General features: G+C 37.5%; 22 protein-coding genes and 1 pseudogene. 7 read left to right on the top strand and 16 right to left on the bottom strand.

Going from position 1 to position 25,370, the window contains the following annotated elements; genetic code table 11:
* The 3 genes from ASF86_RS04695 (at position 1) to ASF86_RS04685 (ending at position 3,406) form a co-directional block, all read left to right on the top strand.
* Positions 1 to 642, top strand: coding sequence for a 3-oxoacid CoA-transferase subunit B (locus tag ASF86_RS04695; protein ID WP_056479903.1), 642 nt, complete (start codon positions 1 to 3; stop codon positions 640 to 642).
* A gap of 116 nt (positions 643 to 758) precedes the next feature.
* Entirely contained in the window at positions 759 to 2,168 is a 1,410-nt protein-coding gene (locus ASF86_RS04690) for a short-chain fatty acid transporter (protein ID WP_056479900.1), read from the top strand.
* Positions 2,169 to 2,233: 65 nt separating this feature from the next.
* Positions 2,234 to 3,406: a thiolase family protein gene (locus ASF86_RS04685; protein ID WP_056479897.1), complete on the top strand. Its 1,173-nt coding sequence runs from the start codon at positions 2,234 to 2,236 to the stop codon at positions 3,404 to 3,406.
* Between the two features lie 51 nt (positions 3,407 to 3,457).
* Here the strand turns inward: ASF86_RS04685 and ASF86_RS04680 are convergent, their stop codons facing one another.
* The 4 genes from ASF86_RS04680 to ASF86_RS04665 form a co-directional block, all read right to left on the bottom strand.
* Complete coding sequence (locus ASF86_RS04680) at positions 3,458 to 4,351, bottom strand: LysR family transcriptional regulator (RefSeq protein WP_003651675.1); 894 nt, start codon at positions 4,349 to 4,351, stop codon at positions 3,458 to 3,460.
* Between the two features lie 243 nt (positions 4,352 to 4,594).
* Positions 4,595 to 5,488 carry a LysR substrate-binding domain-containing protein gene (locus ASF86_RS04675; RefSeq protein WP_056479894.1) on the bottom strand — a complete coding sequence of 298 codons (894 nt, stop codon included), beginning with the start codon at positions 5,486 to 5,488 and terminating at the stop codon, positions 4,595 to 4,597.
* Positions 5,489 to 6,036: 548 nt separating this feature from the next.
* Positions 6,037 to 6,258, bottom strand: a complete 222-nt coding sequence (locus tag ASF86_RS04670) for a hypothetical protein (RefSeq protein ID WP_080028261.1) — start codon at positions 6,256 to 6,258, stop codon at positions 6,037 to 6,039.
* 111 nt (positions 6,259 to 6,369) lie between these two features.
* On the bottom strand, positions 6,370 to 6,552 hold the full coding sequence (locus tag ASF86_RS04665) for a hypothetical protein (RefSeq protein WP_004642753.1): 183 nt from the start codon (positions 6,550 to 6,552) through the stop codon (positions 6,370 to 6,372).
* 413 nt (positions 6,553 to 6,965) lie between these two features.
* Here ASF86_RS04665 and ASF86_RS04660 point away from each other — a divergent pair, with 413 nt between their 5' ends.
* A complete protein-coding gene (locus ASF86_RS04660; RefSeq protein ID WP_081407550.1) occupies positions 6,966 to 8,384 on the top strand; it encodes an aspartate ammonia-lyase in 1,419 nt (472 codons plus the stop codon).
* 56 nt (positions 8,385 to 8,440) lie between these two features.
* On the opposite strand, the pseudogene ASF86_RS04655 reads toward ASF86_RS04660, so the two are convergent.
* A pseudogene (locus ASF86_RS04655) lies at positions 8,441 to 10,658 on the bottom strand (TonB-dependent siderophore receptor).
* A 527-nt stretch (positions 10,659 to 11,185) separates the two neighbouring features.
* Here ASF86_RS04655 and ASF86_RS04650 point away from each other — a divergent pair.
* Positions 11,186 to 12,472, top strand: a complete 1,287-nt coding sequence (locus ASF86_RS04650) for an MFS transporter (RefSeq protein ID WP_004642750.1) — start codon at positions 11,186 to 11,188, stop codon at positions 12,470 to 12,472.
* A gap of 38 nt (positions 12,473 to 12,510) precedes the next feature.
* Here ASF86_RS04650 and ASF86_RS04645 read toward each other — a convergent pair whose 3' ends face one another.
* Genes ASF86_RS04645 through ASF86_RS04610 form a run of 8 tightly spaced genes read right to left on the bottom strand, consistent with a single transcriptional unit; the run spans position 12,511 to position 19,719 of the window.
* A complete protein-coding gene (locus ASF86_RS04645) occupies positions 12,511 to 12,792 on the bottom strand; it encodes a gamma-butyrobetaine hydroxylase-like domain-containing protein (protein WP_056479887.1) in 282 nt (93 codons plus the stop codon).
* On the bottom strand, positions 12,776 to 13,771 hold the full coding sequence (locus tag ASF86_RS04640) for a HEAT repeat domain-containing protein (RefSeq protein WP_056479884.1): 996 nt from the start codon (positions 13,769 to 13,771) through the stop codon (positions 12,776 to 12,778). Before ASF86_RS04640 ends, ASF86_RS04645 begins: the two co-directional genes overlap by 17 nt.
* Positions 13,768 to 14,607 carry an ABC transporter ATP-binding protein gene (locus ASF86_RS04635; RefSeq protein ID WP_056479881.1) on the bottom strand — a complete coding sequence of 280 codons (840 nt, stop codon included), beginning with the start codon at positions 14,605 to 14,607 and terminating at the stop codon, positions 13,768 to 13,770. Before ASF86_RS04635 ends, ASF86_RS04640 begins: the two co-directional genes overlap by 4 nt.
* Position 14,608: 1 nt before the next feature.
* Positions 14,609 to 15,463, bottom strand: a complete 855-nt coding sequence (locus ASF86_RS04630) for an ABC transporter permease (protein ID WP_056479878.1) — start codon at positions 15,461 to 15,463, stop codon at positions 14,609 to 14,611.
* Positions 15,464 to 15,497: 34 nt separating this feature from the next.
* Positions 15,498 to 16,928, bottom strand: coding sequence for an ABC transporter substrate-binding protein (locus tag ASF86_RS04625; RefSeq protein ID WP_056479875.1), 1,431 nt, complete (start codon positions 16,926 to 16,928; stop codon positions 15,498 to 15,500).
* Positions 16,929 to 16,947: 19 nt separating this feature from the next.
* Positions 16,948 to 17,193, bottom strand: coding sequence for a ferredoxin family protein (locus tag ASF86_RS04620; RefSeq protein ID WP_056479873.1), 246 nt, complete (start codon positions 17,191 to 17,193; stop codon positions 16,948 to 16,950).
* Positions 17,194 to 17,213: 20 nt separating this feature from the next.
* Entirely contained in the window at positions 17,214 to 18,947 is a 1,734-nt protein-coding gene (locus ASF86_RS04615; RefSeq protein ID WP_056479870.1) for a fumarate reductase/succinate dehydrogenase flavoprotein subunit, read from the bottom strand.
* A 28-nt stretch (positions 18,948 to 18,975) separates the two neighbouring features.
* Complete coding sequence (locus ASF86_RS04610; RefSeq protein WP_056479867.1) at positions 18,976 to 19,719, bottom strand: GntR family transcriptional regulator; 744 nt, start codon at positions 19,717 to 19,719, stop codon at positions 18,976 to 18,978.
* 251 nt (positions 19,720 to 19,970) lie between these two features.
* On the opposite strand from ASF86_RS04610, the gene chrA reads away from it, so the two are divergent.
* Positions 19,971 to 21,320, top strand: coding sequence for a chromate efflux transporter (gene chrA / locus ASF86_RS04605; RefSeq protein ID WP_056479864.1), 1,350 nt, complete (start codon positions 19,971 to 19,973; stop codon positions 21,318 to 21,320).
* 19 nt (positions 21,321 to 21,339) lie between these two features.
* On the opposite strand, the gene ASF86_RS04600 is transcribed toward chrA, so the two are convergent.
* The gene (locus ASF86_RS04600; RefSeq protein ID WP_005040880.1) at positions 21,340 to 22,194 is read right to left on the bottom strand and encodes a helix-turn-helix domain-containing protein; all 855 of its coding nucleotides are present in this window, start codon (positions 22,192 to 22,194) and stop codon (positions 21,340 to 21,342) included.
* Positions 22,195 to 22,360: 166 nt separating this feature from the next.
* Between ASF86_RS04600 and ASF86_RS04595 the strand changes: the two genes are divergently transcribed.
* Complete coding sequence (locus tag ASF86_RS04595; protein ID WP_056479861.1) at positions 22,361 to 23,278, top strand: DMT family transporter; 918 nt, start codon at positions 22,361 to 22,363, stop codon at positions 23,276 to 23,278.
* Positions 23,279 to 23,309: 31 nt separating this feature from the next.
* Here the strand turns inward: ASF86_RS04595 and ASF86_RS04590 are convergent, their stop codons facing one another.
* Together ASF86_RS04590 and ASF86_RS04585 are read right to left on the bottom strand one after the other, a co-directional pair.
* On the bottom strand, positions 23,310 to 24,314 hold the full coding sequence (locus ASF86_RS04590) for a homoserine dehydrogenase (protein ID WP_056479858.1): 1,005 nt from the start codon (positions 24,312 to 24,314) through the stop codon (positions 23,310 to 23,312).
* A 113-nt stretch (positions 24,315 to 24,427) separates the two neighbouring features.
* Positions 24,428 to 25,219, bottom strand: coding sequence for a sulfite exporter TauE/SafE family protein (locus tag ASF86_RS04585; RefSeq protein ID WP_056481746.1), 792 nt, complete (start codon positions 25,217 to 25,219; stop codon positions 24,428 to 24,430).
* Positions 25,220 to 25,370: the final 151 nt, after the last annotated feature.

Below are 25,370 nucleotides of genomic sequence, written 5' to 3'. Positions count from 1 at the left end.
ATGGCTTGGTCACGCAATGAAATGGCACAACGTGCTGCAAAAGAACTTGAAGATGGTTTTTATGTCAATTTGGGTATTGGCTTACCTACCCTAGTTGCCAACTATATTCCTGAAAATATTAATGTTTGGCTTCAGTCTGAGAACGGTTTATTGGGTATTGGCGAGTTTCCAACTGAAGAAACTGTTGATGCCGACTTAATTAATGCTGGTAAACAAACGGTTACTGCTCGCCCTGGCGCTGCCTTTTTCTCAAGCTCAGCGTCATTTGCCATGATCCGTGGCGGCCATGTAAATATTGCAATTTTAGGTGCAATGGAAGTTTCCGAAAATGGTGACTTGGCTAACTGGATGATCCCAGGTAAAAAAGTAAAAGGTATGGGCGGCGCAATGGATTTGGTTGTTGGTGTCCAAAAAGTTGTAGTTCTTATGGAACATTGTGCAAAAGACGGTACGCCAAAAATTGTGAAAAACTGTAGTTTACCTTTAACCGGTAAAGGCGTGGTTCACCGCATAATTACTGACTTAGGTGTAATGGACATTACCCCGCAAGGTGTTGAACTGATTGAACTTGCTAAAGATGTCACTCTAGAACAGATTCAAGCTGTTACAGGTGTCGAATTCTATAAAACCTTAGTTGCTTAAATTTTAATTTTTAATTAGCCAGACAAGACTTAAGCTAGAAAGTGAGCTTAAGTCTTAGCCCATTTAAGCACCGGATGTGCTGTCAACGAATAAGAACGAGAAGGATTTTTTCAGCTATGCAAAAACAGCAAGGAATTTTTGAAAGATTTGCCCTTCGGATTAGTGACTGGTCTGAAAAGTGGTTTCCAGATTCATATATTTTTGCTCTACTCGGCGTCATTATTGTCTCTATTGCCGCTTTGGGTATTGGTGCTCCAATCCAAGATGTAGCGACGTCATTTGGTAATGGTTTTTGGAGTCTTATTCCATTTACTCTGCAAATGACCATGCTAATTATTGTGGGTTATGTCGTTTCTGTTTCTAAACCCGTAAAATTCCTGATTCAAAAAATGGCGCGTATTCCAAATTCTGGACGTGGTGCTATTGTTTTGGTTGCGACCGTCAGCTTGTTAATTTCGCTGGTCAATTGGGCGGTAAGTACCATCCTTACTGCACTTTTAGTTATTGCATTGGCAAAACGTAAAGAACTCAATATGGATTATCGTGCTGCTGCCGCAGCTGCGATTATTGGTATGGGTGCAACTTGGGCGTTGGGAATTAGTTCGTCAGCAGCACAGCTTCAAGCGAATAAAAGCAGTTTGCCTGAGTCGATTTATAATTTGACTGGTGTTATTCCATTTACCGAAACGATCTTTCTTTGGCAATCAATTGCGATGACCATTATTTTGGTGATTGTTTCAATCGCAATCGCGTATTGGTCGGCTCCCAAAGGTAATAATGTCAAAACGATTGAAAGTTTTGACATTCAATTTGAAGAAGAAAAGCCACATGAGGAGAAATCAACGCGTCCGGGCGACTGGTTAGAAAACTCACCTATTTTAACGATTGTTGTGGTGGCTTTAGGTGTAATTTGGATGTTTTTTGAATTTTCAAAAAGTAATCCAATCATTGCTATTTCAAGCTTAAACACATACAACTTTGTGTTCTTAATGCTTGGTCTAGCACTACATGGAACACCACGAAACTTCTTAAATGCTGTTGCAAAAGCAGTTCCAGCCGTATCAGGAATCTTGATTCAGTTCCCACTTTACGGAAGCATCGCTTTTATTATGACGCAAGCTTTAAATAGCCAAGATTTATCACTGTCACACTATGTTGCCGAGTTTTTCGTCTCTATCGCTTCAAAAGAGACCTTTGCGATTGTGATGGGAATTTACTCTGCCATACTCGGGTTCTTTGTACCTTCTGGCGGTGGGAAATGGATTATTGAAGCCCCGTATGTCATGCAAGCGGCAAATGATTTAAAAGTTCATTTGGGCTGGTCTGTACAAATTTATAACGCAGCCGAAGCTTTACCAAATTTAATCAATCCATTCTTCATGCTTCCAATGTTAGGCATTTTAAAACTAAAAGCAAAAGATGTGATTGGTTTTACAGTTACTCAGCTCGTCGTACATTTTCCCTTAGTTTTATTTTTATTGTGGTTCTTTGGAAGAACGCTTAGCTATACCCCACCGACTTTTTAATTTACTGGCGCCTTTAGTTTCGGCTAGAGGCAAATTTAGCAAATACACCAATAAGAGATATTAAGATGAGTTCAATTGTTATAGTTTCAGGTAGTCGTACTGCAATGGGCGGTTTTCAGGGCAGTTTATCTTCTTTAACAGCTCCAGAGCTTGGTGCTGCAGTAATCCGTGAATCGATTAAACGTGCAGGTATTGCACCAGACCAAGTAGATGAAGTTATTTTTGGTTGCGTACTGAGCGCAGGTATAGGCCAAGGACCAGCTCGTCAGGCTATGCGTAAAGCTGGCGTGCCCGATCATGTAGGTGCAGTCACCATTAATAAACTGTGTGGCTCTGCGATGAAAGCAGTGTTAATGGCATCAGATACCTTAAAAGCTGGCAGTGCCAACATTATTGTTGCGGGTGGCATGGAATCTATGACCAATGCGCCTTATATTTTGCCCAAAGCCCGCGGTGGTTACCGTATGGGACATGGCGAAATTAAAGACCACATGTTTTTAGATGGCCTTGAAGATGCTGAAACAGGCCGATTAATGGGTTCTTTTGCTCAAGACATGGCAAATACCAAAGGCTTTACACGTGAGCAAATGGATAATTTCGCGATTTCTTCACTTAAAAAAGCGCAAACTGCGATTACAGAAGGTTATTTCAAGGAAGAAATTGTTCCTGTTGAAGTAAAAACACGTAAAGGTGTTGAAATTGTTGATCAAGATGAACAACCATTAAAAGCGAATCTTGAGAAAATCCCAACTTTACGCCCTGCTTTTAGTAAAGACGGTACAATTACAGCGGCTAACTCAAGCTCAATTTCTGATGGTGCTGCTGCATTAGTACTCACCACTGAAGAATATGCTCAATCTCATGGTTTAAATACTTTAGCAAAAATTGTGGCGACTTCTAGTCATTCACAGCATCCAAGCGAGTTTACAATTGCTCCAATTAGTGCGATTCAAAAAGTACTTGAGCGTGCTGGTTGGTCTGTTGACGAGGTAGATGCTTGGGAAATTAATGAAGCTTTTGCAATGGTCGCAATGGCGCCAATTCATGAGCTCGGCATTGATGAAGCAAAAGTCAACGTACATGGCGGAGCATGTGCTTTAGGACATCCAATTGGCGCAACGGGTTCAAGAATTATCCTTTCTCTTATCTATGCTTTAAAACGCCTAGGTAAAAAGAAAGGTGTTGCTGCACTATGTATTGGTGGTGGTGAAGCTACAGCGGTCGCAATTGAAATCTAAAAATCAAACCACACAGAAAAAGATGTAGGAGTTTTTCTTACATCTTCTTTTTTAGACTTTAAAAAGTTCATAACAGGTTTGGCGGAACCATTTATGGCTACTTTTATGATGACAAGACATATGCCAATGTTGTTTAACATCATAAGTTGGGAAGTCGAGAGGTGCCGGTAAAATCTGTAAATTTTCTCTGACCAATAAGACTTGGCTCAAATAATACGGTACGGTTGCAATCGCATCTGTTTCTTGAACGACTAAACCCACCCCTAGATAACTTGGTAAGCGGATTAGAATATTTCTATCCAATCCTTTGTTCTGTAATTCATTTTTAATGTGGTAGTGGCCGATTCCTGCATCAATATCGATATGATATTCGCGCATATAATCATCTAAAGTAAAATTATTTGGATCTAAACGAGGATGGCTCTTAGAGCTAATCACAACATAATGTTGTTTGAAAAACTTTTGTTGATAAAAGCCTTCTTCTAATTGAGGTAAAAAGCCAATTGCGAGGTCAATTTCACCATTTGCCATTTGATAACTGGTTTCTGGTGTAATCGGCCGAATATTCAAGCGAATTAAAGGAGCTTTCTCTTTTAAATAGTTTGTTAATTGCGGCAATAAGACCAGATGAGATACATCAGTCATCGCAATAGTAAAAAGTTGATCCGAAGTAAGTGGGTCAAAGTTCACACTAAAGTTGTTAATACTTTCAACTTTATCAATAACTTCACTAATAAGTGGAAAGATTTCTTTAGCTAATTCGGTCGGAATCATTTCATTCCCAACACGAATAAAAAGCGGGTCATTGAAATGCTGACGGATTTTGTTCAGTCCATTACTAACACTCGGTTGGGTAAGACCAATAGCATCAGCAGCCATTGAAACGCTTTTAAACCGATAAATATGATAAAAAATATTTAGTAATCTACTATCTAGATCAAACAAAATTGTCTCCGTCTGGATCAAATAATCCATTCAAAAGGAATGAAAGCAGGTACAGCATATATAAAAATGCTCACTAGATTTCTGAATTATTGATATATGGTCTAAATTAACAAAGAATCTAGACCATGAGCAATGCTTTATAAAGCCTTTCGTCATAAAGACAAAGGGATGGGCACTTTAATTGATTACTTTGTATGTAAATATGTTGAATACAATACATATCCTTATAAGTTTTTATAAATTTTAATCAGGCTGAGTTTGGAAGCCCTTCCAGATTTGCTGGACTGCTTTGTTATCACTCAAATTATTTTTAAAAATGTAAATATCTTGAGGAAGACAATATTCATGATGATCCAACATGACCAGTTTTCCGTTAGCAAGATCTTCCTCTACATTAATTTTTGGAATCCATGCCACCCCTAGGCCTTGCAATACCAGCTCTTTCAAATTAGTTGCATTATCAGTCTCGTATAAGGTTTTATAAATTAGTTTACCTTCGATCAGTTGGTCCACTAATTTTCGCAAATACGCATGTTTACTGTAAGCAAGCAATGAAAAATTATTCTGAATCGTATGCTTAGGCGTATGGTCGGCTTCGGTAGCTGATACAGGAACAATCTCTGTTTCCGCAATCTTGATTCCGCTTAAAATATCATCACCAACACGATTAATATTAGATCGGTCTGCATAACAAATCATAAAATCGCAGGCACCTTCTTTTAAAAGAGATAAACCCTCACCACTATTGGTCGCTACAATTTCGATTTTTAAATCACGCATAAACGTTGGAAATTTTTTCAAAAAAGTCGTTAAAAAACCAGAAGCTAATGAATGAACAACACAAAACCGAATGGTAGATTCAGTTTCATTTTTAATATTTTTAATCAGTTTAGCGGTCTCTTCCACCTGCTTTTCAATATTTTTAGACATAACCAGCATAATTCGCCCGATGTCTGTAAATTCAATATTATTTTTATTATTTCTAATAATAACTTCAGCTCCTATCATCTCTTCTAATTGTTGAATTCTACGCGTAAAAGCGGATTGACTAATAAATCGCTTTTCAGCTGCCTTTGAAATAGAACGCTCACGCTCTAATGTCAAAAGATCTTCTACCCAACGTACTTCTAAGTTCATTTTATGCATTCCCTTTTTATATTTATGTCCTTAATTTGTCTTGTTGGGAAGCTGGATAAATAGCTGAATAGATGAATGAAAAATATAAAACATGGGAGTACCTGCAAAAATGCGATGGAAGAATGGCAAGGCCAAACGATAAAAAGTATGTATTTAATAATTCTGACATAGAAAAGAGTGTAAGAGAATAAAAGACTTTGATTTAACTCATCAACTCATACAAATATAAAATTATTGCGATAAAAATTATTTTAAATCAATAATTAAATTAAACATAACCTAAGTAAATGAACACTTCAATCTTAATAAAAAATAAAAATAATCTTATGTTTTCATCATGTTTTTAATTTTGATAAAAAAAAGTCCGTACCTTGGGGAAGAATACGGACTGTAAAACTAAAATGTTACTATTTTGATTATTTCAGGATTTAAGCTTTCTGACCTAATAAAATCATTCAAATCAGAAGATATATTTGCAGTATAATTCAACTAAATAAACCTGACTATTCTACTAAAGTATCTATCCGAGATTAAGCTGAAACAAATTTCTAATATTCACCAATGAGATAATATAGCTTTCTTGAAATTTCAACCATCATATTAGAAGTATATTGAGTGATTTCAAAAACTTGCTTTTTCTGTGGGTTAAACACCATATTATCTTTTTCATCGCTAAAAAAGATATAAGTGGTGTATTTGTCCATTTGATGGATATGCTCTTTTAAGCTTACTTTTTCCCCAGAATTGGGATCATAGGCGATAAACTTCATTCTCATGAATTTTGTCTCTATACATACGGTCTTTTACCTAAAGTTTAATAAAATTTAGGTAAAACAATATTTTGATGGATAATGTAAAATAGTTAGGCTGAGTAACCGTGGCTATTTATAAGATATTGCTACGATACTATTTGCCTTGTTTACAGAGGTTTCCGCAGAAGCAATAGATTGCTCGGCTTCTTTAAGCAGACGAGAAGTTTTTGACTCTCTCTTCTCTTCACCCTGAAAAAGTACATAGTATGTAAAACTACCCAAAATAATTAATGCAGCTGTGACTTTTAACATAAACTTAAAACTAGGATTTTTTCGTATTATAGTGATTTTTATGTGAAATGCATCACATTTTTATATAAATTTGTTAGATAGGCTACACTCTCTGTGCTGTAAACCTTATTAATTTACTTGATATTTCACTTAAATTAATGAGTATAGAATTTTGCATTCAATTATTTTTTAATTATATGACCATTTTGGTCATCAGAGAATTTTTGCATATTAAATTTATCTAAACAGTAAACTGTTAATTTAAAAAATAAAATTTAGATTCAATGAGTGCAGGAAAAAGAATTTTTTATTTTTAGATTTGGAAAAGAAGAAAACTGATATGCAAAAAATGCATAATTAACTTGATAAATGCATTAGAAGTGAAGCATTTCGAAATCTAATATGAATTATCTACTCTACTAATTCGAAGTTTAATGATGAACGCTGAAATTACCACCCGTATTGAGAAGGATCTTATTGGTTATAGAGAAATCAACAATAATGATTATTACGGAGTTCAAACATTACGTGCTCTAGAAAACTTTAACTTAACCCAAAGCAAAGTTGGAAATTTCCCTCATTTAATTAAAGCATTAGCAATGGTAAAACTTGCTTGTGCTGAAGCGAATCATAATCTTAAAAGCTTAGATCAAACTAAATTTGAAGCAATTGAATACAGTTGTAATCAACTTATTCGCGGTAATTTTCACGATCAATTCCCGATCGATATGTTGCAAGGTGGTGCTGGTACTTCAACCAACATGAATGCAAATGAAGTATTGGCGAATGTTGCTTTAGAATATATGGGACATGCAAAAGGCCAATATCAATATTTACACCCTAATAATGATATCAACATGTCACAGTCTACAAATGACGTGTACCCTACTGCAATTCGTTTAGGCTTATTATTAAATTTAGACGAATTGAATCTCCCTTTTAATAACTTAATTTTAAGTTTCCGTAACAAGTCTCAAGAATTTGCTCACATCTTAAAAATGGGTCGTACTCAGTTGCAAGATGCTGTACCAATGACATTGGGTCAAGAGTTTGGTGCTTTCGCTGTAACTTTGCAAAAAGATCTTGAGCAAATTAATACGCTTATTCCAAATGTTTTAGCTTATATGAACCTTGGTGGTACAGCGATTGGTACGGGAATTACCACTGAATACAGTTACCGTGAACTTGCGATTCAAGCGCTTGAAAAAATTTCTGGTAAGAAAATTAAGTCTGCTCCTGACTTAATCGAAGCAACTTCAGATATGGGTGACTTTGTTCTTTTATCTGGTTTATTAAAGCGTACCGCAACTAAACTTTCAAAAATTGCTAATGACTTGCGCTTACTTTCAAGTGGTCCACGTACTGGTATCAATGAAATTAACTTAGAAGCACGTCAACCAGGTAGTTCGATCATGCCGGGTAAAGTAAACCCAGTTATTCCTGAAGCAATGAACCTTGCTTGCTTCCAGATTATTGCAAATGATTTGGCTGTAACTTTAGCTGCTGAAGCTGGTCAACTACAGTTGAATGCAATGGAACCACTTATTGCATTCAAACTATTTGAATCTATGGATTTGCTTGGTAACGCGATGGCAATGTTCCAAAGTAAATGTATTGATACGATTACGGCGAACCCTGAACATTGTAAAGCTTTAGTTGAAAACTCAATTGGGATTGTGACTGCACTTAACCCATATTTAGGTTATGAAACTACAACTCGTATTGCTAAAACTGCAAACGAAACTGGGCAAAGCGTATTGGCTTTAGTTCAGAACGAAGGCTTATTATCGGCACAAGTGCTTGATGATATCTTGTCGATTAATAATATGGTTAAACCAAAAATGTCGGCTTAATTCCTGAAATAAAAAAGGAGCTTTTATAAGCTCCTTTTTTATTTGTCTTATAAATTTTAAAAATTAAAAGTTGTAGAGAATTGAGCTGTACGAGGATTACCCAAGAATAGATAGTCATCCCCCATAAATGGACCAACATCACGCCAATATTTCTTATTAAATAAGTTGTCAATATTGAATCTAAACGTCGTGTCATGCCCAGCAAAATTTGTTTTATAGGCAGCACCAATATTAAACACGCTATATCCGCCTACTTTTGCAGTTGCCTCTTTGTTTGCATATTTACTACTACTATATTGCATGCCACTTAACAGTCTTAAACCTTCAACTGAAGGTACTTTATAAGATAACTGAGCAGTTGCCCGTAATTTTGGTACATTTTGAGTTTGGTGGCCTTTATAACTGTCAGTATCAACATCAACAAGGCGAGATTTGGTATAGGTAATACCTGAGCTCATATCAAATGTATCAGTTAAGGCACCAGTCAGACCTAATTCAATACCTTGATTATGCTGTTCACCTTGTTCAACAAAATCGAAAGATCCATCGGCATTGACTTTACTGTATTGATTATCCTGTTTTAAATCAAAGACAGCAGCCGTTAGCAAGAAGTTTTGTACTTGTTGCTTAACACCAACTTCAAATTGTTCAGAGTTTCTAGGTGATAGTACTGAAGGCCCTATATTATTTTTTATATTATTTGTATACCAAGGGGCTTCGCTACCATCTGATAAACCTTTAGCATATGAAGCATACAAATTAGTCGTAACACTTGGACTATACATGAGTGCTAATTGTGGCAAGAACTTATTTAGGTCTGTACCTCGGCTTTGCTGCCCATCTGGGCTATAAGCTTGCTCATCAAGATGAATAAGTTTTCCACCCAGTAAAGTTGACCATTGCTCGTTAAATTGAACTCGGTCAGATATGGTGAAAGCAGTCTGCTTGCTTTCTATAGCTTTAAAGCGATTGCCTAATTTTTCAGGTGGCATTTTAAAATCTGATGAATCAGTATAAATATTGCCAATTTCATTCTCAATAAGTTGATTACTCGGATCATAACGCTTCAGGTTTTTACGTGTATTTTGCAATTCAAAAGCTACCTGATGCTGAATATTGCCAGTATTGAATTGACCATTTAACCCAGCAGCAAATTGGTTGGTAATACGTGTGTCATCTGGACTACGATAGTCATAAAGATCATAGTTGCCATCTTTATCGAATACCGCAAGTTCATTACCCGATGAGTAATAGCTTCCATAAGGAAATACAATATAATCATCAATCACAACACGGCTTTGCGATGCACTTAAGCTGCCGTTCCATTGATCATTAAATGCATATTGATATTTTAAACTCGCATTTACACTGTTATTTACAACCGGTTTACTCCAAGACTGATACCCCAATAAACGGTCTTGATCTACATTTGTTGGTACTTCTTGCCCATCAAGTAGTTGATAACCCGGTACTGAGCGTTGGCTTTGATGCTGAGCTTCAATATCAAACAGTAATTTAGAGCGATCATTAATTTTCCAGTCTAAAGCAACTGAACCAAACTCACGCTTACCATTTGCATGATCGACATTTGGATGAATACTTTCATGCGCTAAATTTATTCGATAGCCAAAATTATCATTTAAAAAGCCACCTACATCCGTTGCAAGTGTATAACCGCCTTCTGAATTTGCATCGACCGTAATAGTTTTAACATCAGCAGGTCTTTTAGTTACATAATTGACAACACCACCTGGAGTCGACATTCCACTTTGAATAGCGGAAATCCCTTTTAAAATTTCTACTCGCTCTTTGTTTTCTAAAGCAACGTTTTGTTCACCACGAATGTTATGGCCATTAACAAGATAACTTGAACCTAAATCGAGCGAAAAGCCACGAGCTACGAAATTTGGATAATAACCTATTGCAGCGTAGCCATCTCCTAACGATGAATCATTCTTAACAACATCGGTCAGTGTTTTTGCATGCTGATCTGCCATGCGTTCAGATGTAATTGTTGTGATAGATGCAGGAATCTTTTTTATATCGCCTGTTTGAAAACCAGATAAATTAACTTTTTTTGAGGAATACAAATCGTCAGTGTTTTGGGTAGCATTCACGGTAATTGTAGGTAGTTGAGAAACCTCCGCTTCATTTGCATAGACAACAGACGTCATCAGTGCAATAGATGATGCTAATGCTGTTTTAGAACATGTAATGAAGTGAAGATTTAACGAGTGTCTGTCCATTGAATAACTACCTGCCCATACCGTGCATAATATAAGTATGCTAAAAGTCGGAGATCTTCCATATTTTTTAGCCTCGAAAGAATACAGTGACACATATCGAGAAACAACAAATTATGTAATTTTCAGATCAAGTAAATTTTATGTAATAAAGCGTCATCATTATATGAATTTCATTTATTTTCTTTGAAATTGGTACTATAACTTTTTAAGTATTACCAAATAGTCAAAATAAAACTAAGCTCAAAATAGGCTTAAAACCAAGGAGGAATACAATAAAGAATATGGTTGATGAATTACATATTTGATTTTAAATAAAGTTTGTGGTGCATGATCTTCTAATCAAATTAAGGAAATGTTCGATAATCGATAAAAATATCTTTAAATCGAACAAAAGATCATACAATCACTAGAATGGAAATTTAAAATTATAAAAAATGCATGGAGAGGAATTCTAAGGTAAGTACTCAGGATTGAGTGATATTTAAAAACTCATGCTATTTCCTGTTCAGTACACCTAAAAATTTCTATTTTTTTCTGCTAACTGACGGAATATATATGACATACACTAAGGAAGAAAAACGTAGCAGAATACGCGGTATTGTTGGTGCGGCCTCTGGTAACCTTGTTGAATGGTTTGACTTTTATATCTATGCAGTCTTTGCTGCTTATTTTACACAAGCCTTAACAGCACCCGACATGGATAGTTCGACCAAAGCTATTTATGTTTGGGGTGTATTTGCTGCAAGTTTTTTCATGCGTCCTATTGGTAGTTGGATATTCGGGCGCATTGCAGATCGACATGGTCGAAAAAAATCAATGGTCATTTCTATTTGCTTAATGGCATTGAGTTCCTTCTTATTTGCTGCCTTGCCTACCTACGATCAAGTCGGATTATTTGCTCCTTTTCTTTTACTCGTTGTGCGCTTACTTCAAGGTTTATCTGTAGGTGGTGAATATGGCGCCGTAGCAACCTACATGAGTGAATTAGGATTAAAAGGCCAACGTGGTTTTTACTCCTCTTTTCAATACGTCACACTCTCTGGTGGTCAATTACTGGCAAGTTTGCTCGGCGTAATTTTATTAGCATTTTTGAGTGAGCAACAATTACATGACGGCGGTTGGCGTATTCCGTTTGTTATTGGTGGTTTTGCTGCAATTTTATCCTTACTTGCTCGTAGTCGTTTGGAAGAAACCCTTTCTCATCAAGATAGTGAACGTGAAGAATCTGGTAGCTTAAGAGAACTCTTTAAAAAACATTGGAAAACCTTTTTATTGGTGGTTGGTTATACCTCTGCGGGTTCATTAACTTTCTATGTTGAAACTGTTTATTCAAAAACCTATTTAACTAACTTAGGTATGGATGGAAAAACCGTTGGTTATATTATGACCTTCGCGTTATTTGTCTATATGTGTGCTCAACCTGTATTTGGTTCAATTTCCGACCGCATTGGGCGACGTTCTTCAATGCTGGCATTTAGCTTATTATCTGCAATTTTTATCTATCCAATTATGGCGATTGGAATGCCTAATTATATAGATTCACCGATTATCATTACCTTGCTACTCATTTTTATGATGATGATCTTGAGCTTCTATACATCAATTAGTGGCTTAGTTAAAGCAGAGATGTTCCCTCCTCATGTGCGTGCGTTAGGTGTAGGCTTCTCTTATGCGGTAGGTAATGCCATTTTTGGTGGCTCGGCACCTTCAGTTGCACTACAGTTTAAAGCTGCTGGAATTGAAAACACCTTCTTCATCTATGTCATTGTTATGCTTATTATCTGTTTCTTATGTAGCCTTGCGCTCCCGAAAAAACCAGATTATTTAGAACATGACCATTAAATAAATGAGATGCCTTTTGTCCCAAGCAAAAGGCATCTTTAACACTTAACAAACTCTTTTAAGAAAACCCAAGGATAAATTCCTTTGTCATGCCCATCACTAAAACAGATTTGGGCGCCATATCCTTGATCAAACATTGCGGTAATTTCAACTTCCTGCTGTTCAATTTCTATTTGTTTTATTCGTTTTGATCTGCAAAAACCGCAAGGACAAATTTCTCTAAGATGTTGGTGGCTCAAGCACAGGCTTGAACCATCATTCCAAATAAAATGAACTTGCTTATTTATAGTATCTACACTGATATCAGGTCTGGTTTGCATACTTCACCTCACCAATTTGATTTAATCCAATACGAATTGCTTTTCGGACTTCAGGATCAGAATCATGTGGATTCTGCTCTAATAGCATTTGAGCTTCTTGTGTGCCAATTTCCCCAAGTGCTAAAGCAACTTCTTTACGTAAATTGCTAATTTCATGTTTAAAATTAACTGCCAAATCTGCAACTGCCAAACTCGATTTTAACAATCCCAAACTACGTACAGCTGCTATTTGTACTTGCCAGTAAGGATCCACTAATGCCTTAATTAAGGGTACTTCCAGGTAGGAAATACGTAATTTCCCAATAGTTAATGCAGACTCCACTCTTAACTGCCAACTTTCAGCATTTAGTGAATGATTAAGTGCTTGAATCACATGAATTGATAATTTTTTACTATAAGCTAAACCACCTGTTGCAATACGTCGTACTTCGTCATCTATATCTGTTTCAACAATTTTTGCCAATATGGTAATGGCTTGATCTTGTTGCAACCAGCTTAAAGCACTCACAGCTTCACGGCGTACAAGAATATCTTGATGCTGTACCAGAGCTGATATTTCTGCAAAGAATTGCTGCGCTCTTAAAGGTTTTAAAGCACGTAAGATTGCACTTAATACAAAAGTGTCTTGATGCTGTAAATATGGTGCAAGTACATCGGCTGATGCAGCTTCTTTGATTTCACTTAAACTCTGGCTCGCTGCGAGACGCACATTAAGATCTGAATCACTTAAAGCCTGAGCCAATACCTCCAAGCTGACGTGATCCTCCCAACTTTCTAATTTTTTTGCGGCCTCTTCACGCACTAAGGCTGACGAGTCATGTTGCAGTGCTGCATGCAACCAAGGTAGTAAATCTGGATTTTCTTCGTCACCGATGTTCATTAAAGTAACAAAACGAACCTTCTCATCTGGATGGTTCAACTGCCCAAGAAATTCTTGATTATATTCATCTTGGTCATCTAAAGTTTGATAAAAACTCATTCGTATTCCTTGATTTGTGCTTTCTTTCCAAGCCCTAAAGGGTTTAAGCGGCTTAACTCTTCTTGTTGAGTGGCTTCCTTTAAAGTTTGCATGCAATGTTTTTTAATGGTTGTAAATTCACTACTCGTAACAAGTTCGATATCACGTGGACGTTCAAAATCAAGGTTGATTTCCTCAATAATTCGGCCCGGTCTATGGCTCATAATCAGTACTCGATCTGCCAGAAAAAGTGCTTCATCAATATCGTGGGTAATGAATAAAACCGAGGTTTTGATTTCTTGCCAAATGTCGAGCAATAGCATTTGCATTTTTAAACGGGTTTGCGCATCTAAAGCACCAAAAGGTTCATCCATTAATAAGATACGAGGTTCATTAATAAGTACTCTCGCAATTTCAACTCTTTGCTGCATACCACCGGAAAGTTCTGCTGGAAATTTCTGCTCAAAACCTTTGAGCCCAACCAGATCAATCATTTTCTTTGCCTGATCTATACGGTTTTGTTTACCCACTCCCTTCATTTTTAAGCCGAAAGCAATATTTTCAAGCACACTTTTCCATGGAAATAACGTATGTTGCTGGAAAACCAATCCTCTGTCCGGATGCGGCTCAACAATAGTTTCATTATCGACCGTTAAAGCCCCTGAACTAATGGGTAAGTGCCCTGCCAAAGCACCTAGTAATGTTGATTTTCCGCAACCAGATGGGCCAAGTAGACAAATAAACTCTCCCGGTTGTATTTCGAAATTAACCCGATCTAATGCTTGAAAGCGACTTTTGCCTTGTCCTAAATGTAGAGATAGGTTTTGAATGCGCACATGGCCATGTTTAATCGACATTTTAAGACTTCCTCAATTGATACCATGGGGTAAATCGGCTTCCGATCACATGTACCAAGGTACTGCTAAACATACCCAATGCTCCAATCAACACCATGCCAACCACAATATTGCTATAGTTTTGCAAGGTGAAAGATTCCCATGTGAAATATCCAATTCCATGTTGGCCAGAAATCATTTCAGCGGTGACCAAACAGAACCAACACGTGCCCATTCCAATGGATAAACCTGTAATAATGTTAGGTAATGCCCCCGGAATAATGACTTCATAAATGATAGCTAGATCAGAAGCGCCTAGACTTTTTGCTGATGCAACGAGTCTTGGGTCAACTGCGCCAACGCCATGTACGGTATTTAATAAAATTGGAAATAATGCACCGATAAAAGTAATAAAAATCATAGAAGCTTCTGAGGATGGAAAAATCAGAATCGCTAAAGGAATCCATGCAACTGCTGGAATTGGACGTAAAACCTCTAATGGCGGCATTAAAAATGCAGCGAGTTTTTGATAACGTCCAGCCAACAAACCAATGCCTACACCAATTAGAGCAGCCAAAACAAAACCAACCACTACTCGAAAGACACTAGATTCGACATGTTCAAACGCAGTGCTGAGTTGAAAAAAAGACCACAGCGCATGGATGACATCTAAAGGCGTCGGTACATTGCTAAAGTTCACAATACTTAAGTTTATTTTAAGCTGAGCCAGCCCCTGCCAAATTACTATCCAGAAAGCTATAGAGGCAAAAGCGATGACGTAATTTTTAAAATGTGTCTTATATGCTCCCAACTGCTGAAAAAATTTAATCAAAAATGTACTTTGGTTTTTAGGTTTTGTTTGGACTAAACTACTCATTTGTCACCTCCTAATCATTAGCTAAGACAACACATCAGCTCTGTGTTACAAGCTGAATAGCTTTAAAGTCATATACTTTTCCGCCTTGTTGTTTAGCCCATTTTTCAGCATCATCTTTTAATAAAAAGGCCTGAATTTGTCCTGCTTTATCTGTGGCATACCATGCTAGATTGGCAAGCAACTTAATATCAGACTGATGATCTTGGCTATAAACCACACGCACCGTTTTTCCTGCAGCTTGGATTTTCTTTAAATCGGAAAAAGCATGCTCAGGTGTTTCATAGCTACGAACCTTTTCTTCACCCTTTATCCAAATTTGAGTCACACGATTAAATGTTTTGATGGGTTGGCCCGTTAAAGCATCATTTGCAACCAAAGGTGATTTTGCATAGTCAGCGAGTTGCTGGCTGTAATTTAGCCCAGAAGCCTGAAATGCATCTTTAATATATTGGTCATCAATAAATTTATTTACATCAAGCGTACCGTCGTTTTTGCCTAGAACTTTTAAAGTATCAACTGCGATTTGAGTTGCTTTTCGATATTCAGGTTTCCAAGTCAAGTCACGGGTTTGTAGACCTAATGGACCATGAAACAGATAGACCACCTCGGCAGGAATACCTGTTTTTTCAGAAATAAATTCACTATATTTTTCAGGTTGTTCCCGAATCAGACGATTTGCTTCAATGGTTGCTTGTAAATAAGCTTTTATGACTTCTGGATGTTGTTGTGCATAATCCTTACTGGCAAGTGAACCATGAAATGTCGGTGATTTTGCTTGTGAACCATCATAGATTTTTTTGGCAAAACCTTGGTAAGCAAATAACTCGCCAAATGGTACAAAGTCAGCATGTGCAGCAATCTTATGACTTTTTAATGCAGGCCCTGCTACTTCTGGCGCCTGAGCAATCACTTTAATATCTTTATCAAGTTGCCAGCCTTCTGCCTGAATCGCTCGTAGCAACAGTCCATGAGCAGTTGAGGCAAAAGGTACAGAAATAGTTTGTCCTTTTAGTTCTTTCAGTGAAGTTACTTTTGAGTCAATTGGAACAACAATCGCATTACCGCTACCATTAATACTGCCTGACAATGGTGCTAAAAATATGCTTTCTTTTCCAGCTTTTTTAAAAGCCGCTAAATTATTTACAGCAGGAAAGTCGGCCATTGCTCCCAAATCTAGACGCCCAGCCACCATCTCACTGGTTAGTGGTGCACCAGACGTAAAGTTTTTCCATTGAATATCGTATTTAACGTGCTTGTATTCACCATCTTTGGGTAAATATTTTGGTAATAAATTCAGTTCACGAACAAGTAATCCACCTGTTGCACAGTTAATGGTTGTGTCTTGTGTACCAATCGCTACACGAACAGTTTCTGTTTTACTGCCGCACCCCAAAGTGCCAAGTACAATGGCACCAATTAAGCTACTGAGTAATAGTTTTTTATTGATCAATTTATTTTGGCTCATGTTGAGTATTCCAAATTAATTATTTGAGTAGGTATGGGATATTTACTTTGACTGCATCTGTTGGGCAGTCTTTTTCACATGGCATGCAGTACCAACACTCATCAAATTGCATATAAGCTTTTTGAGTTAGAGGATCGATTGCCAATAAGTCCATTGGACAAACATCAACACAGACTGTGCATCCTTTATCTGCAATGCATTTATCTTCATCAATAATGACGGGTGCGACAGTACGGTGCTGAACTTCTTTAAAAATAAAAGCCATTGTTTGAATTCCTGATTTATTTAGTCTGCTAGAGCAACGTCTTTTTGAATGCGTAAACGGTCATAAGACACAGCTTCATCTTGATTAATCGGAACCACATAAGGCTCGATTGTTTTTTTGAAACTGGTCATGTTGCCGTGTTCATCTTTTTTCAAATGTGCGTGACAGAACCAATCCGAGTTATTTTTTTGAGGGAAATCTGCTCGGTAGTGATAAAGTCCCCAACGGCTTTCTTCTCTAAAAAGTGAGGCTCTAGCTGCCATTTCTGCACAGTCTCGGATAAAAGAAACTTCAGCAGCACGCATCAATTCATGTGGATTTCTGGCAGTGATTCGAGCAATATCCTGTTTGATTTCTTCAAAACGCTTGAGCCCAATTTCCATTTTTTGGCGAGTTTTGGGTGGCTGCAAATAGTCATTTACAAAACGGCGCAGCTTATATTCCACTTGTTCGGCGGGTAAGCCCTCGGAACAGTCAAGTGGTGCAAAGATTCGTGCTTTCTCTACTTCTATTTCAGTTTGGTTTAATTCACTATCTACAATTTCACTCACATAGTGCGCGGCATTTACTCCAGCGAACCAGCCATAGGTAAATGCACCAAGCATATAGTTATGAGGTACAGCAGCCATATCGCCAGCGCTATATAAACCTTTAACTGAAGTTTCGGCTTTTTCATTGACCCATACACCAGAAGCACTGTGTCCACTACAAAAACCAATTTCTGAAATATGCATTTCCACCATATCTTGACGATAATTAGTTCCTCGGCCTTCATGAAAACGACCGCGACTTGGGCGCTCATTGGTATGCAAAATCTCTTCAATGGTCTGAATCGTTTCTTCAGCCAGATGATCTACTTTTAAATAAACCGGACCATTACCACTTTCCAGCTCTTGGTAAAACTCCCACATCATTTGACCGCTCCAGTAGTCGCACTCAATGAAACGTTCACCTTTACTATTGGCGGTATATCCACCCAATGGGCCTGTCACATAGGCACAAGCTGGACCGTTATAGTCTTTAATCAGCGGATTAATCTGAAAGCATTCTAAATTGGCAAGTTCTGCACCTGCATGGTATGCCATTGCATAGCCGTCACCCGCATTGGTCGGGTTTTCATAAGTTCCCATTAAATAGCCTGAAGCTGGCAGACCTAAACGCCCTGCTGCACCACAACATAAAATGGCAGCTTTAGTTTTAATGACATAAAAATCACCACTACGGCAGTCAAAGCCAATTACGCCATTGATTGCACCCTGCTCATTTTTTAAAAGCTTTGTAGTCACAATTCTGTTGTTAATTTTGACTTGGGCACGCTTTAACTGACGATATAAAACCTTTTTTACATCATGGCCTTCAGGCATTGGTAAAACATATGCCCCCATGTGATGTACTTTTTTTACTGCGAACTCACCGGTTTCATCTTTTTCAAATTTTATTCCCCATTGATCGAGCTGTTGGATCGTTTTAAAACTGTGTTTGGCATAAGCATATACAGTTGTTTGGTTCACAACGCCATCGTTGGCAATCGTAATTTCTTTGGTATATTGCTCTGGTGTCGCGTACCCCGGAATGATGGCATTATTAAGCCCATCCATACCCATTGAAATAGCCCCGCTACGTTTTACATTCGCTTTTTCGATCAGTAAGACTTTTAAATTAGGGTTTTCTTGTTTTGCTTTAATTGCTGCCATTGGCCCAGCAGTTCCACCACCAATAACCACAATATCAAACTCCAGATATTTAGTTTCCATTGAATATTCCTTATTTTTATTTCTGTTATTAACGATGAATACGTAAACGGTACTGGAAGGTATCGCCTGAAAAATAGAGATATTCATAGTCAATCGGTTGCCCGTTTGCATCGTGCGTCAAACGTTCTACACGTAATACCGGAGTACCGAGTTCGACTTGTAATAAGGCGGCTAACTCTTCATCTGCTACGGTTGCATCAATACTTAAGTCAGCATGCCCTAAAGGAATGTCACACTCTTCTTCTAGGGCTTTGAAAATATCGGTAGTACGTAAATCAATCGCTTTTTCTTTGAGTTTTAGCCCAATATATTCTGGTAAATAGGTCAATTCATAAGAAACGGGTTGTCGGTTAAGTAAGCGTACCCGTTGAATTTCATACACATTTGCTTTAACAGGTAACTTTAATTTCGGTACAACATGCATCGGGATCTGCTTAAGCTCAGCCGAGATGACACGGTTTAAAATTTCGTGACCAGCAGATGACATTGCTTCAGCAAAGCCTTGTAAATTTGAAATGTTTTGGAAGGTTTTTGGCTTACTTACAAAAGTTCCTTTACCCGGAACTTTAAAAATATAACCTTCTAACTGTAATTGATTGAGCGCTTGGCGAACTGTAATTCGACTCACACCGAACTGTTCAGCAAACTCATTTTCAGATGGAATTTGGCTAAGAACAGCATATTCACCATTTACGATTTTATTGAGAATGAGTTCCCTTAATTGATCGTAAAGAGGCTTATGATTTTTTTGATCTTGGGCTAGCTGGCTCACAACTTGAAACCTGTTATAACAACTTGAGCAAATAATGTTTAAAATGTTTCCTCTTTGGAAATAATTTAAAGCGATAACTTTAGTTTAAAAAATAATTTCTATTAATTTCAAAGTATTGATATATACAAAAACGTAAGATTGAAAAAATTATCATCAAAAGTACATCTGGCTTTGCTATGCTGTTAAAAATAATTTGGCCTTTCTAAAGCAGATATTTTTATAAATTAAGTTCTATTTTTTAAGAGATGGATATGCAAGAAAAAGAACAAACCATCACGGATGGGCCAGTAAAAAATGTCAGTTTCTGGCAAGCTTTTTTATTTTGGTTGAAGTTAGGTTTTATTAGTTTTGGGGGGCCGGCTGGACAAATCGCAGTCATGCATCAAGAACTGGTTGAACAAAAACGCTGGATTTCTGAGAAAAGATTTTTACACGCGCTTAACTATTGCATGTTATTACCTGGTCCTGAAGCACAGCAATTAGCAACCTATATTGGTTGGCTTATGCACAGAACGGCCGGTGGGCTAGTCGCAGGTATTTTATTTGTATTACCCTCCTTATTTATTTTAATTGGATTGTCTTGGGTTTATATAAAATTTGGAGATGTTCCCGTTATCGCAGGCATTTTCTACGGGATCAAGCCTGCCGTTACCGCAATTGTCTTTCATGCAACGTACCGTATAGGTAGCCGTTCGCTTAAAAATAAATTTTTATGGGGAGTTGCAATTGCTGCTTTCTTTGCCATTTTTGTTTTAAAACTTCCTTTCCCTCTCATTGTTTTATCAGCTGGTATTGCAGGCTATTTAACGAGTAAGAAATACCCCGAGCTATTTTCTTCAGCGGCTGGTCATAAAGCCAGTCAAAAAGATTATGGTCGAGCATTTATTGATGATGATACACCCACACCAGAGCATGCTAAATTCCAATGGTCGCGTTTAGCTAGACTTATTTTTGTTGCTATCGGCTTATGGTTATTACCCATTTTAGCTTTAGGTTCATATTTTGGATGGCACCACTCTTATACTCAAATGGCATGGTTTTTTACTAAAGCTGCACTGCTTACGTTTGGTGGTGCATATGCCGTTTTACCTTATGTGTATCAAGGTGCGGTTAATAGCTTTGGGTGGCTTTCACCTACTCAAATGATTGATGGACTCGCTTTAGGTGAAACCACACCGGGTCCACTGATTATGGTTGTTGCTTTTGTTGGTTTTTTAGGCGGTGTGAATCATGCACTACTTGGCTCTGAGCATCTATTCTTTGCTGGTGCATTAGGTGCTGTCATTGTCACTTGGTTTACTTTTCTCTTTTCATTTGTATTTATTTTTGCTGGTGCACCCATCATTGAATCTACACATAATGAAATTAAGTTTACGGCGCCACTCACTGCGATTACCGCGGCTGTGGTCGGTGTGATTTTAAATCTGGCATTATTTTTTAGTTACCATGTTTTGTGGCCACAAGGTTTTTCTGGTCACTTTGATGTTGTTGCGGCTTTAATTACCATTGCAGCATTTATTGCTTTGTTCCGCTTTGAAATTAATGTGTTATACGTAATTTTTACATCTGCTCTTATTGGCTTGTTGGTTTATCTTTTATAGAAAATTAACCATGAGTCCTTTAACGCAACTGTGAAGGACTCATGCCATAAAACTGTTTAAAACGATGGCTCAAATGGCTTGCTGAACTAAAGCCACATACCAATGCAATGTCTTGTAAAGAAAAGTGTGAAGACTGAATTAGTCCTTTTGCCTTAGTTAAACGTCTTTGCATGACATATTGGTGAGGTGCCATATTCATGGATTGTTTAAACATATGGGCAAAATGATATTCGCTTAAATTCACGACATTTGCCAAATCTGACAAAGTCAGAGCTTGATCGAGATGATCTTCAATCCATTCTTGAATATATTTGAGCTTATGAGGTGCAAGCCCGCCTTTAATAGCAGGCTGTTGCCACTTAACATTACTATATCTTCGAATTAAATGATTTAGCAATAAACTGGCAGTGGTACTCATTTGTAAATGGTTTGATGAATCTTTCCAATCACAATCCAGCAAGAAGAACTGATAAAGCGCTCGAATCCGTTCGTCGTCATTAAAGACAACTTCATTTAGTTCAATTTGATTAGGCTCTTTGTCCCATATTTTTTCAGCAACATCACGCAAATGTTGGTCGGTATAATACAAGTGAACGAATTTGAGCCCACCTCGTATATCCCAAGTCGACTCCTGATGTTCAGGTAATAAACAAAAACGACCCGGCCCACCGCCATTTTTCCAGCCCACTGGTGTTTTTTGATAGCTTTCATAGCCATCTTGAATATAGAGACTCAAAGTATGATGGTCGCTACAGACACTTACACGATCTTGCTGATTAGACCAAAATGCAAGTTGCATATTTTCATCAAGCACCACAGTTTCGTGAAGCTTGGCTTTAGATTGCTGTAGCTGTTCTAAAGTTTGATAGGCCATGCAAAATTAAAACGAATATCATTGAGCTTAAGTTAACCATATTCAGCAAAATTGAGCTAGTTCAGTTATATAAAAAACGCAAGATCTTGCATGTATAACACAAGAATATATACGTGAAAAATTAAGCATTCCTAGATACTTAAGTTTGGTAATCGAGGATGAAGTTATGAATATTTTACTCTATGTTGCGGTGGTGTTGATTTGGGGGACAACATGGATTGGAATTGCCATTCAAAGTCACTATGCAACACCAGTCGTCGCAATTTTATGGCGTTTTGCCATTTCAGCCTTATTACTTTGGGTTGTTTTACTATTTTCAGGAAAATTACAACGAATTGCTTTAAAAGACCATTTGTTTTGTATGCTGCAAGGCCTTTGTGTTTTCGGCCTAAACTTTATCTGTTTTTATACCGCTGTTAAATATGTAAATAGCGGTTTAGAGTCCGTTATTTTTTCGATGGCTGTTTTCTTTAATGCCATTAATGCGCTTATCTTTTTTAAACAGAAACCTTCCCCAAACTTTGCGCCAGCTGCACTTTTAGGCCTAGGTGGTATTGTTCTACTCTTTTGGCATGACCTCATCAGTAGTCAGTTTAATGCGCAGTTATTAATGGGTATTGGATTGTGTGCAATAGGTACTTACGGTTTTTCTTTAGGGAACATGATTAGTGTTAGACATCAGAAACGTGGCCTAAATATTTTTTCAACCAATTGTTATGCCATGACCTATGGTGCATTGGTAATGTTAAGTCTAGCTTTATTTACTGGCCAAGATCTAATGCCTCCGATGAATTTTCCATTTTTAAGTTCAGTACTTTATCTAGCTGTATTTGGCACGGTAATTGGCTTCTCTGCTTATTTTTCATTGGTTGGGCGAATTGGCGCTTCAAAAGCAGCATATAGCACCTTACTTTTCCCTTTAGTCGCGCTTTCTGTTTCTACATTCTTTGAAGGATATGTATGGACCCTAAACGCTCTATTCGGAATTTTATTCATCTTACTCGGCAACTACTTAATGTTTAGTAAGTTTGAAATTGGAAAAAAGTTATTTAATACTCAAAAAAGTTGTGAGAAGCAGGCCTAAAAGCCTGCTTTTTTATAAATCATGATTAATTTTAGCAACCCGTTTTTAGTATCAACTCGAAATCTTTTAAAGCTGCGGCTGCTGTGGCTAAAGGCGCAGATGCTCCTCCACTTACAACAAGTTCCCCCATTTCTTGCGTTAGCACCCGAATGCATTTATTTGAACCTTGAAGATGGCCAAAAGGATGATTTACTGGAACTAATCTTAATTCAACACCTGTTTGAATTTGCTGATTTTCAATATGAATAAAACCCACCAGACGAGGAATTAGATCTTCTTTTTTCCAATCACGAATATGATCGGCAGTAACATGGCTGATTCCTTGCCTTGGAATATCTTGAATTTTTATATCAGCTCTCAAAACGGTATTTGCCAATATCGTAATTTTAGCAGCGGTATCCCATCCATCTACATCAAAAGAGCTATTAGGTTCGGCAATACCTTTTGCTTGGGCTTTTTCAAGAGATTCTGCAAACGCACATTCATGTTGCAACATATCATTTAAAATAAAATTTGTGGTTCCAGTAAAAACACCTTCTATTTCTAAAATCTGACAGCCAGCCAAGTTATATTCAAACAAATCAACTGTCGGTAAAGCCGCAGCCGTTGCGCCGCTAAAAAATAATTTTTTATTGTGTTGATGCGCCAAGTTAATTAATTTTTTGCCCTCTACAACTAAAGCACCTTTAGATACTGCTATCGCACTCATGTTATGTGTTAAAGCATAATTTAAATAAAACAGACCTTTGCCTCCTGTCACATAATCACTTGGCCCAGTCTCAATAATGACATCCGCTTGTACCTGTTCTAAAAACTTTTGCTCAGTTAGACCTGCTTGATATTGAGTTTTATCTAGCCATTTGGCAGCTCGCAAACCGTCTTGGTCGATTAAGCCTGATGATGAATTACATACCCCCACTAAACAGGTATCAATTTGATATTTTTGTTTATAGTATGCCGATCGATTTAAAAGAAGCTCTGCAATTTGTTGCCCAATCCGTCCAAAACCACAAATTGCTACGTTAATTCGCTTCATATCGTTTTCTCAAAAAACTTAAATGGCTTAAATATAAAATTTCCAAAGATAATTTTAGCATTTCATCTTTGGAAACTTTGTATCTATAAAGGTGAGTTAAAATACTATATCACTTAGATATTTGTCAGATTAACAATCTTAATTACCATATAAATTGCGACAGCAAACACCATTAATGCAAAGACTTTTTGTACAATTGCAGCCGGAATAAAACGAATGGCTCGGCGGCCTAACAACATACCGAATGCACATGCGAGTGCAAACGCACTGGTAATGCCTACTGGATAGTGAAAACCCTCTGCAATATGCATCACAATACTTATTCCACTAATGAGAAAAATAATCATGAGTGAGGTTGCAACAATACTATGCATGTCGAGATTAGTGACTTTTCTAAGTGCAGGTACGATCACAAAACCACCACCAACCCCTAACATACCCGTTAAAAGCCCAGCAATAATCCCGATGCTCGCAAGAACACTTCCCGTTTTAAAATTCCAGATGAAACGCCCCGTACTTGGGTTAACCTGACACGGTGGGTTGTGGAAATCCGAAACTCGGTTGCTGATGAGTCGATAGCCTACTGTAAACATGACTAAGCTAAACATGAGCATGAGCCAAATAGGAGAAATCGTGTTGGCTATTAAAATTCCGATATGTGCCATAGGTGCGCCAATAATGGCAATCCAGATTGCAGCACGATAACGAACCATCTTTTTAAATAGTCCTTCAATCGTTCCAATCAGTGTAGACAGCGCAACTGCCAATAAACCAATCGGTGCTGCTTGAGCTACGCTCCAACCTTGGCTTGTCATTAGTGCAGGTACAGCAAGAATACCGCCACCAGCACCAGTAAGACCAAGTAAAAAGCCAATCACAATGCCTTCAACGACAAGTAATAACATATCAAAAGCCCAAAATTGCATATACATCATTTGCAGTAGACTGCTAGTTAATGTGGAAGTAGTTTCACGTCTTCTTGCGAAGCTTTAGCCGCTTCTCAGGGTAGCGTTGCTTTACTTATCCTATTAACTCGAACGTAGTTCTCGTCTTGCG

The sequence above is a fragment of the Acinetobacter sp. Leaf130 genome, from assembly GCF_001423205.1.
Classification (GTDB): Bacteria; Pseudomonadota; Gammaproteobacteria; order Pseudomonadales; family Moraxellaceae; genus Acinetobacter; species Acinetobacter calcoaceticus.
This window is presented reverse-complemented; position numbering and strand designations above follow the sequence as displayed.

Excerpts from the sequence above, each read along its gene's own strand:
- ASF86_RS04695 (WP_056479903.1), top strand. The coding sequence starts at position 1 with ATGGCTTGGTCACGCAATGAAATGGCACAACGTGCTGCAAAAGAACTT.
- ASF86_RS04690 (WP_056479900.1), top strand. The coding sequence starts at position 759 with ATGCAAAAACAGCAAGGAATTTTTGAAAGATTTGCCCTTCGGATTAGT.
- ASF86_RS04685 (WP_056479897.1), top strand. The coding sequence starts at position 2,234 with ATGAGTTCAATTGTTATAGTTTCAGGTAGTCGTACTGCAATGGGCGGT.
- ASF86_RS04675 (WP_056479894.1), bottom strand. The coding sequence starts at position 5,488 with ATGAACTTAGAAGTACGTTGGGTAGAAGATCTTTTGACATTAGAGCGT.
- ASF86_RS04670 (WP_080028261.1), bottom strand. The coding sequence starts at position 6,258 with ATGAAGTTTATCGCCTATGATCCCAATTCTGGGGAAAAAGTAAGCTTA.
- ASF86_RS04665 (WP_004642753.1), bottom strand. The coding sequence starts at position 6,552 with ATGTTAAAAGTCACAGCTGCATTAATTATTTTGGGTAGTTTTACATAC.
- ASF86_RS04660 (WP_081407550.1), top strand. The coding sequence starts at position 6,966 with ATGATGAACGCTGAAATTACCACCCGTATTGAGAAGGATCTTATTGGT.
- ASF86_RS04650 (WP_004642750.1), top strand. The coding sequence starts at position 11,186 with ATGACATACACTAAGGAAGAAAAACGTAGCAGAATACGCGGTATTGTT.
- ASF86_RS04645 (WP_056479887.1), bottom strand. The coding sequence starts at position 12,792 with ATGCAAACCAGACCTGATATCAGTGTAGATACTATAAATAAGCAAGTT.
- ASF86_RS04640 (WP_056479884.1), bottom strand. The coding sequence starts at position 13,771 with ATGAGTTTTTATCAAACTTTAGATGACCAAGATGAATATAATCAAGAA.
- ASF86_RS04635 (WP_056479881.1), bottom strand. The coding sequence starts at position 14,607 with ATGTCGATTAAACATGGCCATGTGCGCATTCAAAACCTATCTCTACAT.
- ASF86_RS04630 (WP_056479878.1), bottom strand. The coding sequence starts at position 15,463 with ATGAGTAGTTTAGTCCAAACAAAACCTAAAAACCAAAGTACATTTTTG.
- ASF86_RS04625 (WP_056479875.1), bottom strand. The coding sequence starts at position 16,928 with ATGAGCCAAAATAAATTGATCAATAAAAAACTATTACTCAGTAGCTTA.
- ASF86_RS04620 (WP_056479873.1), bottom strand. The coding sequence starts at position 17,193 with ATGGCTTTTATTTTTAAAGAAGTTCAGCACCGTACTGTCGCACCCGTC.
- ASF86_RS04615 (WP_056479870.1), bottom strand. The coding sequence starts at position 18,947 with ATGGAAACTAAATATCTGGAGTTTGATATTGTGGTTATTGGTGGTGGA.
- chrA (WP_056479864.1), top strand. The coding sequence starts at position 19,971 with ATGCAAGAAAAAGAACAAACCATCACGGATGGGCCAGTAAAAAATGTC.
- ASF86_RS04600 (WP_005040880.1), bottom strand. The coding sequence starts at position 22,194 with ATGGCCTATCAAACTTTAGAACAGCTACAGCAATCTAAAGCCAAGCTT.
- ASF86_RS04595 (WP_056479861.1), top strand. The coding sequence starts at position 22,361 with ATGAATATTTTACTCTATGTTGCGGTGGTGTTGATTTGGGGGACAACA.
- ASF86_RS04590 (WP_056479858.1), bottom strand. The coding sequence starts at position 24,314 with ATGAAGCGAATTAACGTAGCAATTTGTGGTTTTGGACGGATTGGGCAA.
- ASF86_RS04585 (WP_056481746.1), bottom strand. The coding sequence starts at position 25,219 with ATGTTATTACTTGTCGTTGAAGGCATTGTGATTGGCTTTTTACTTGGT.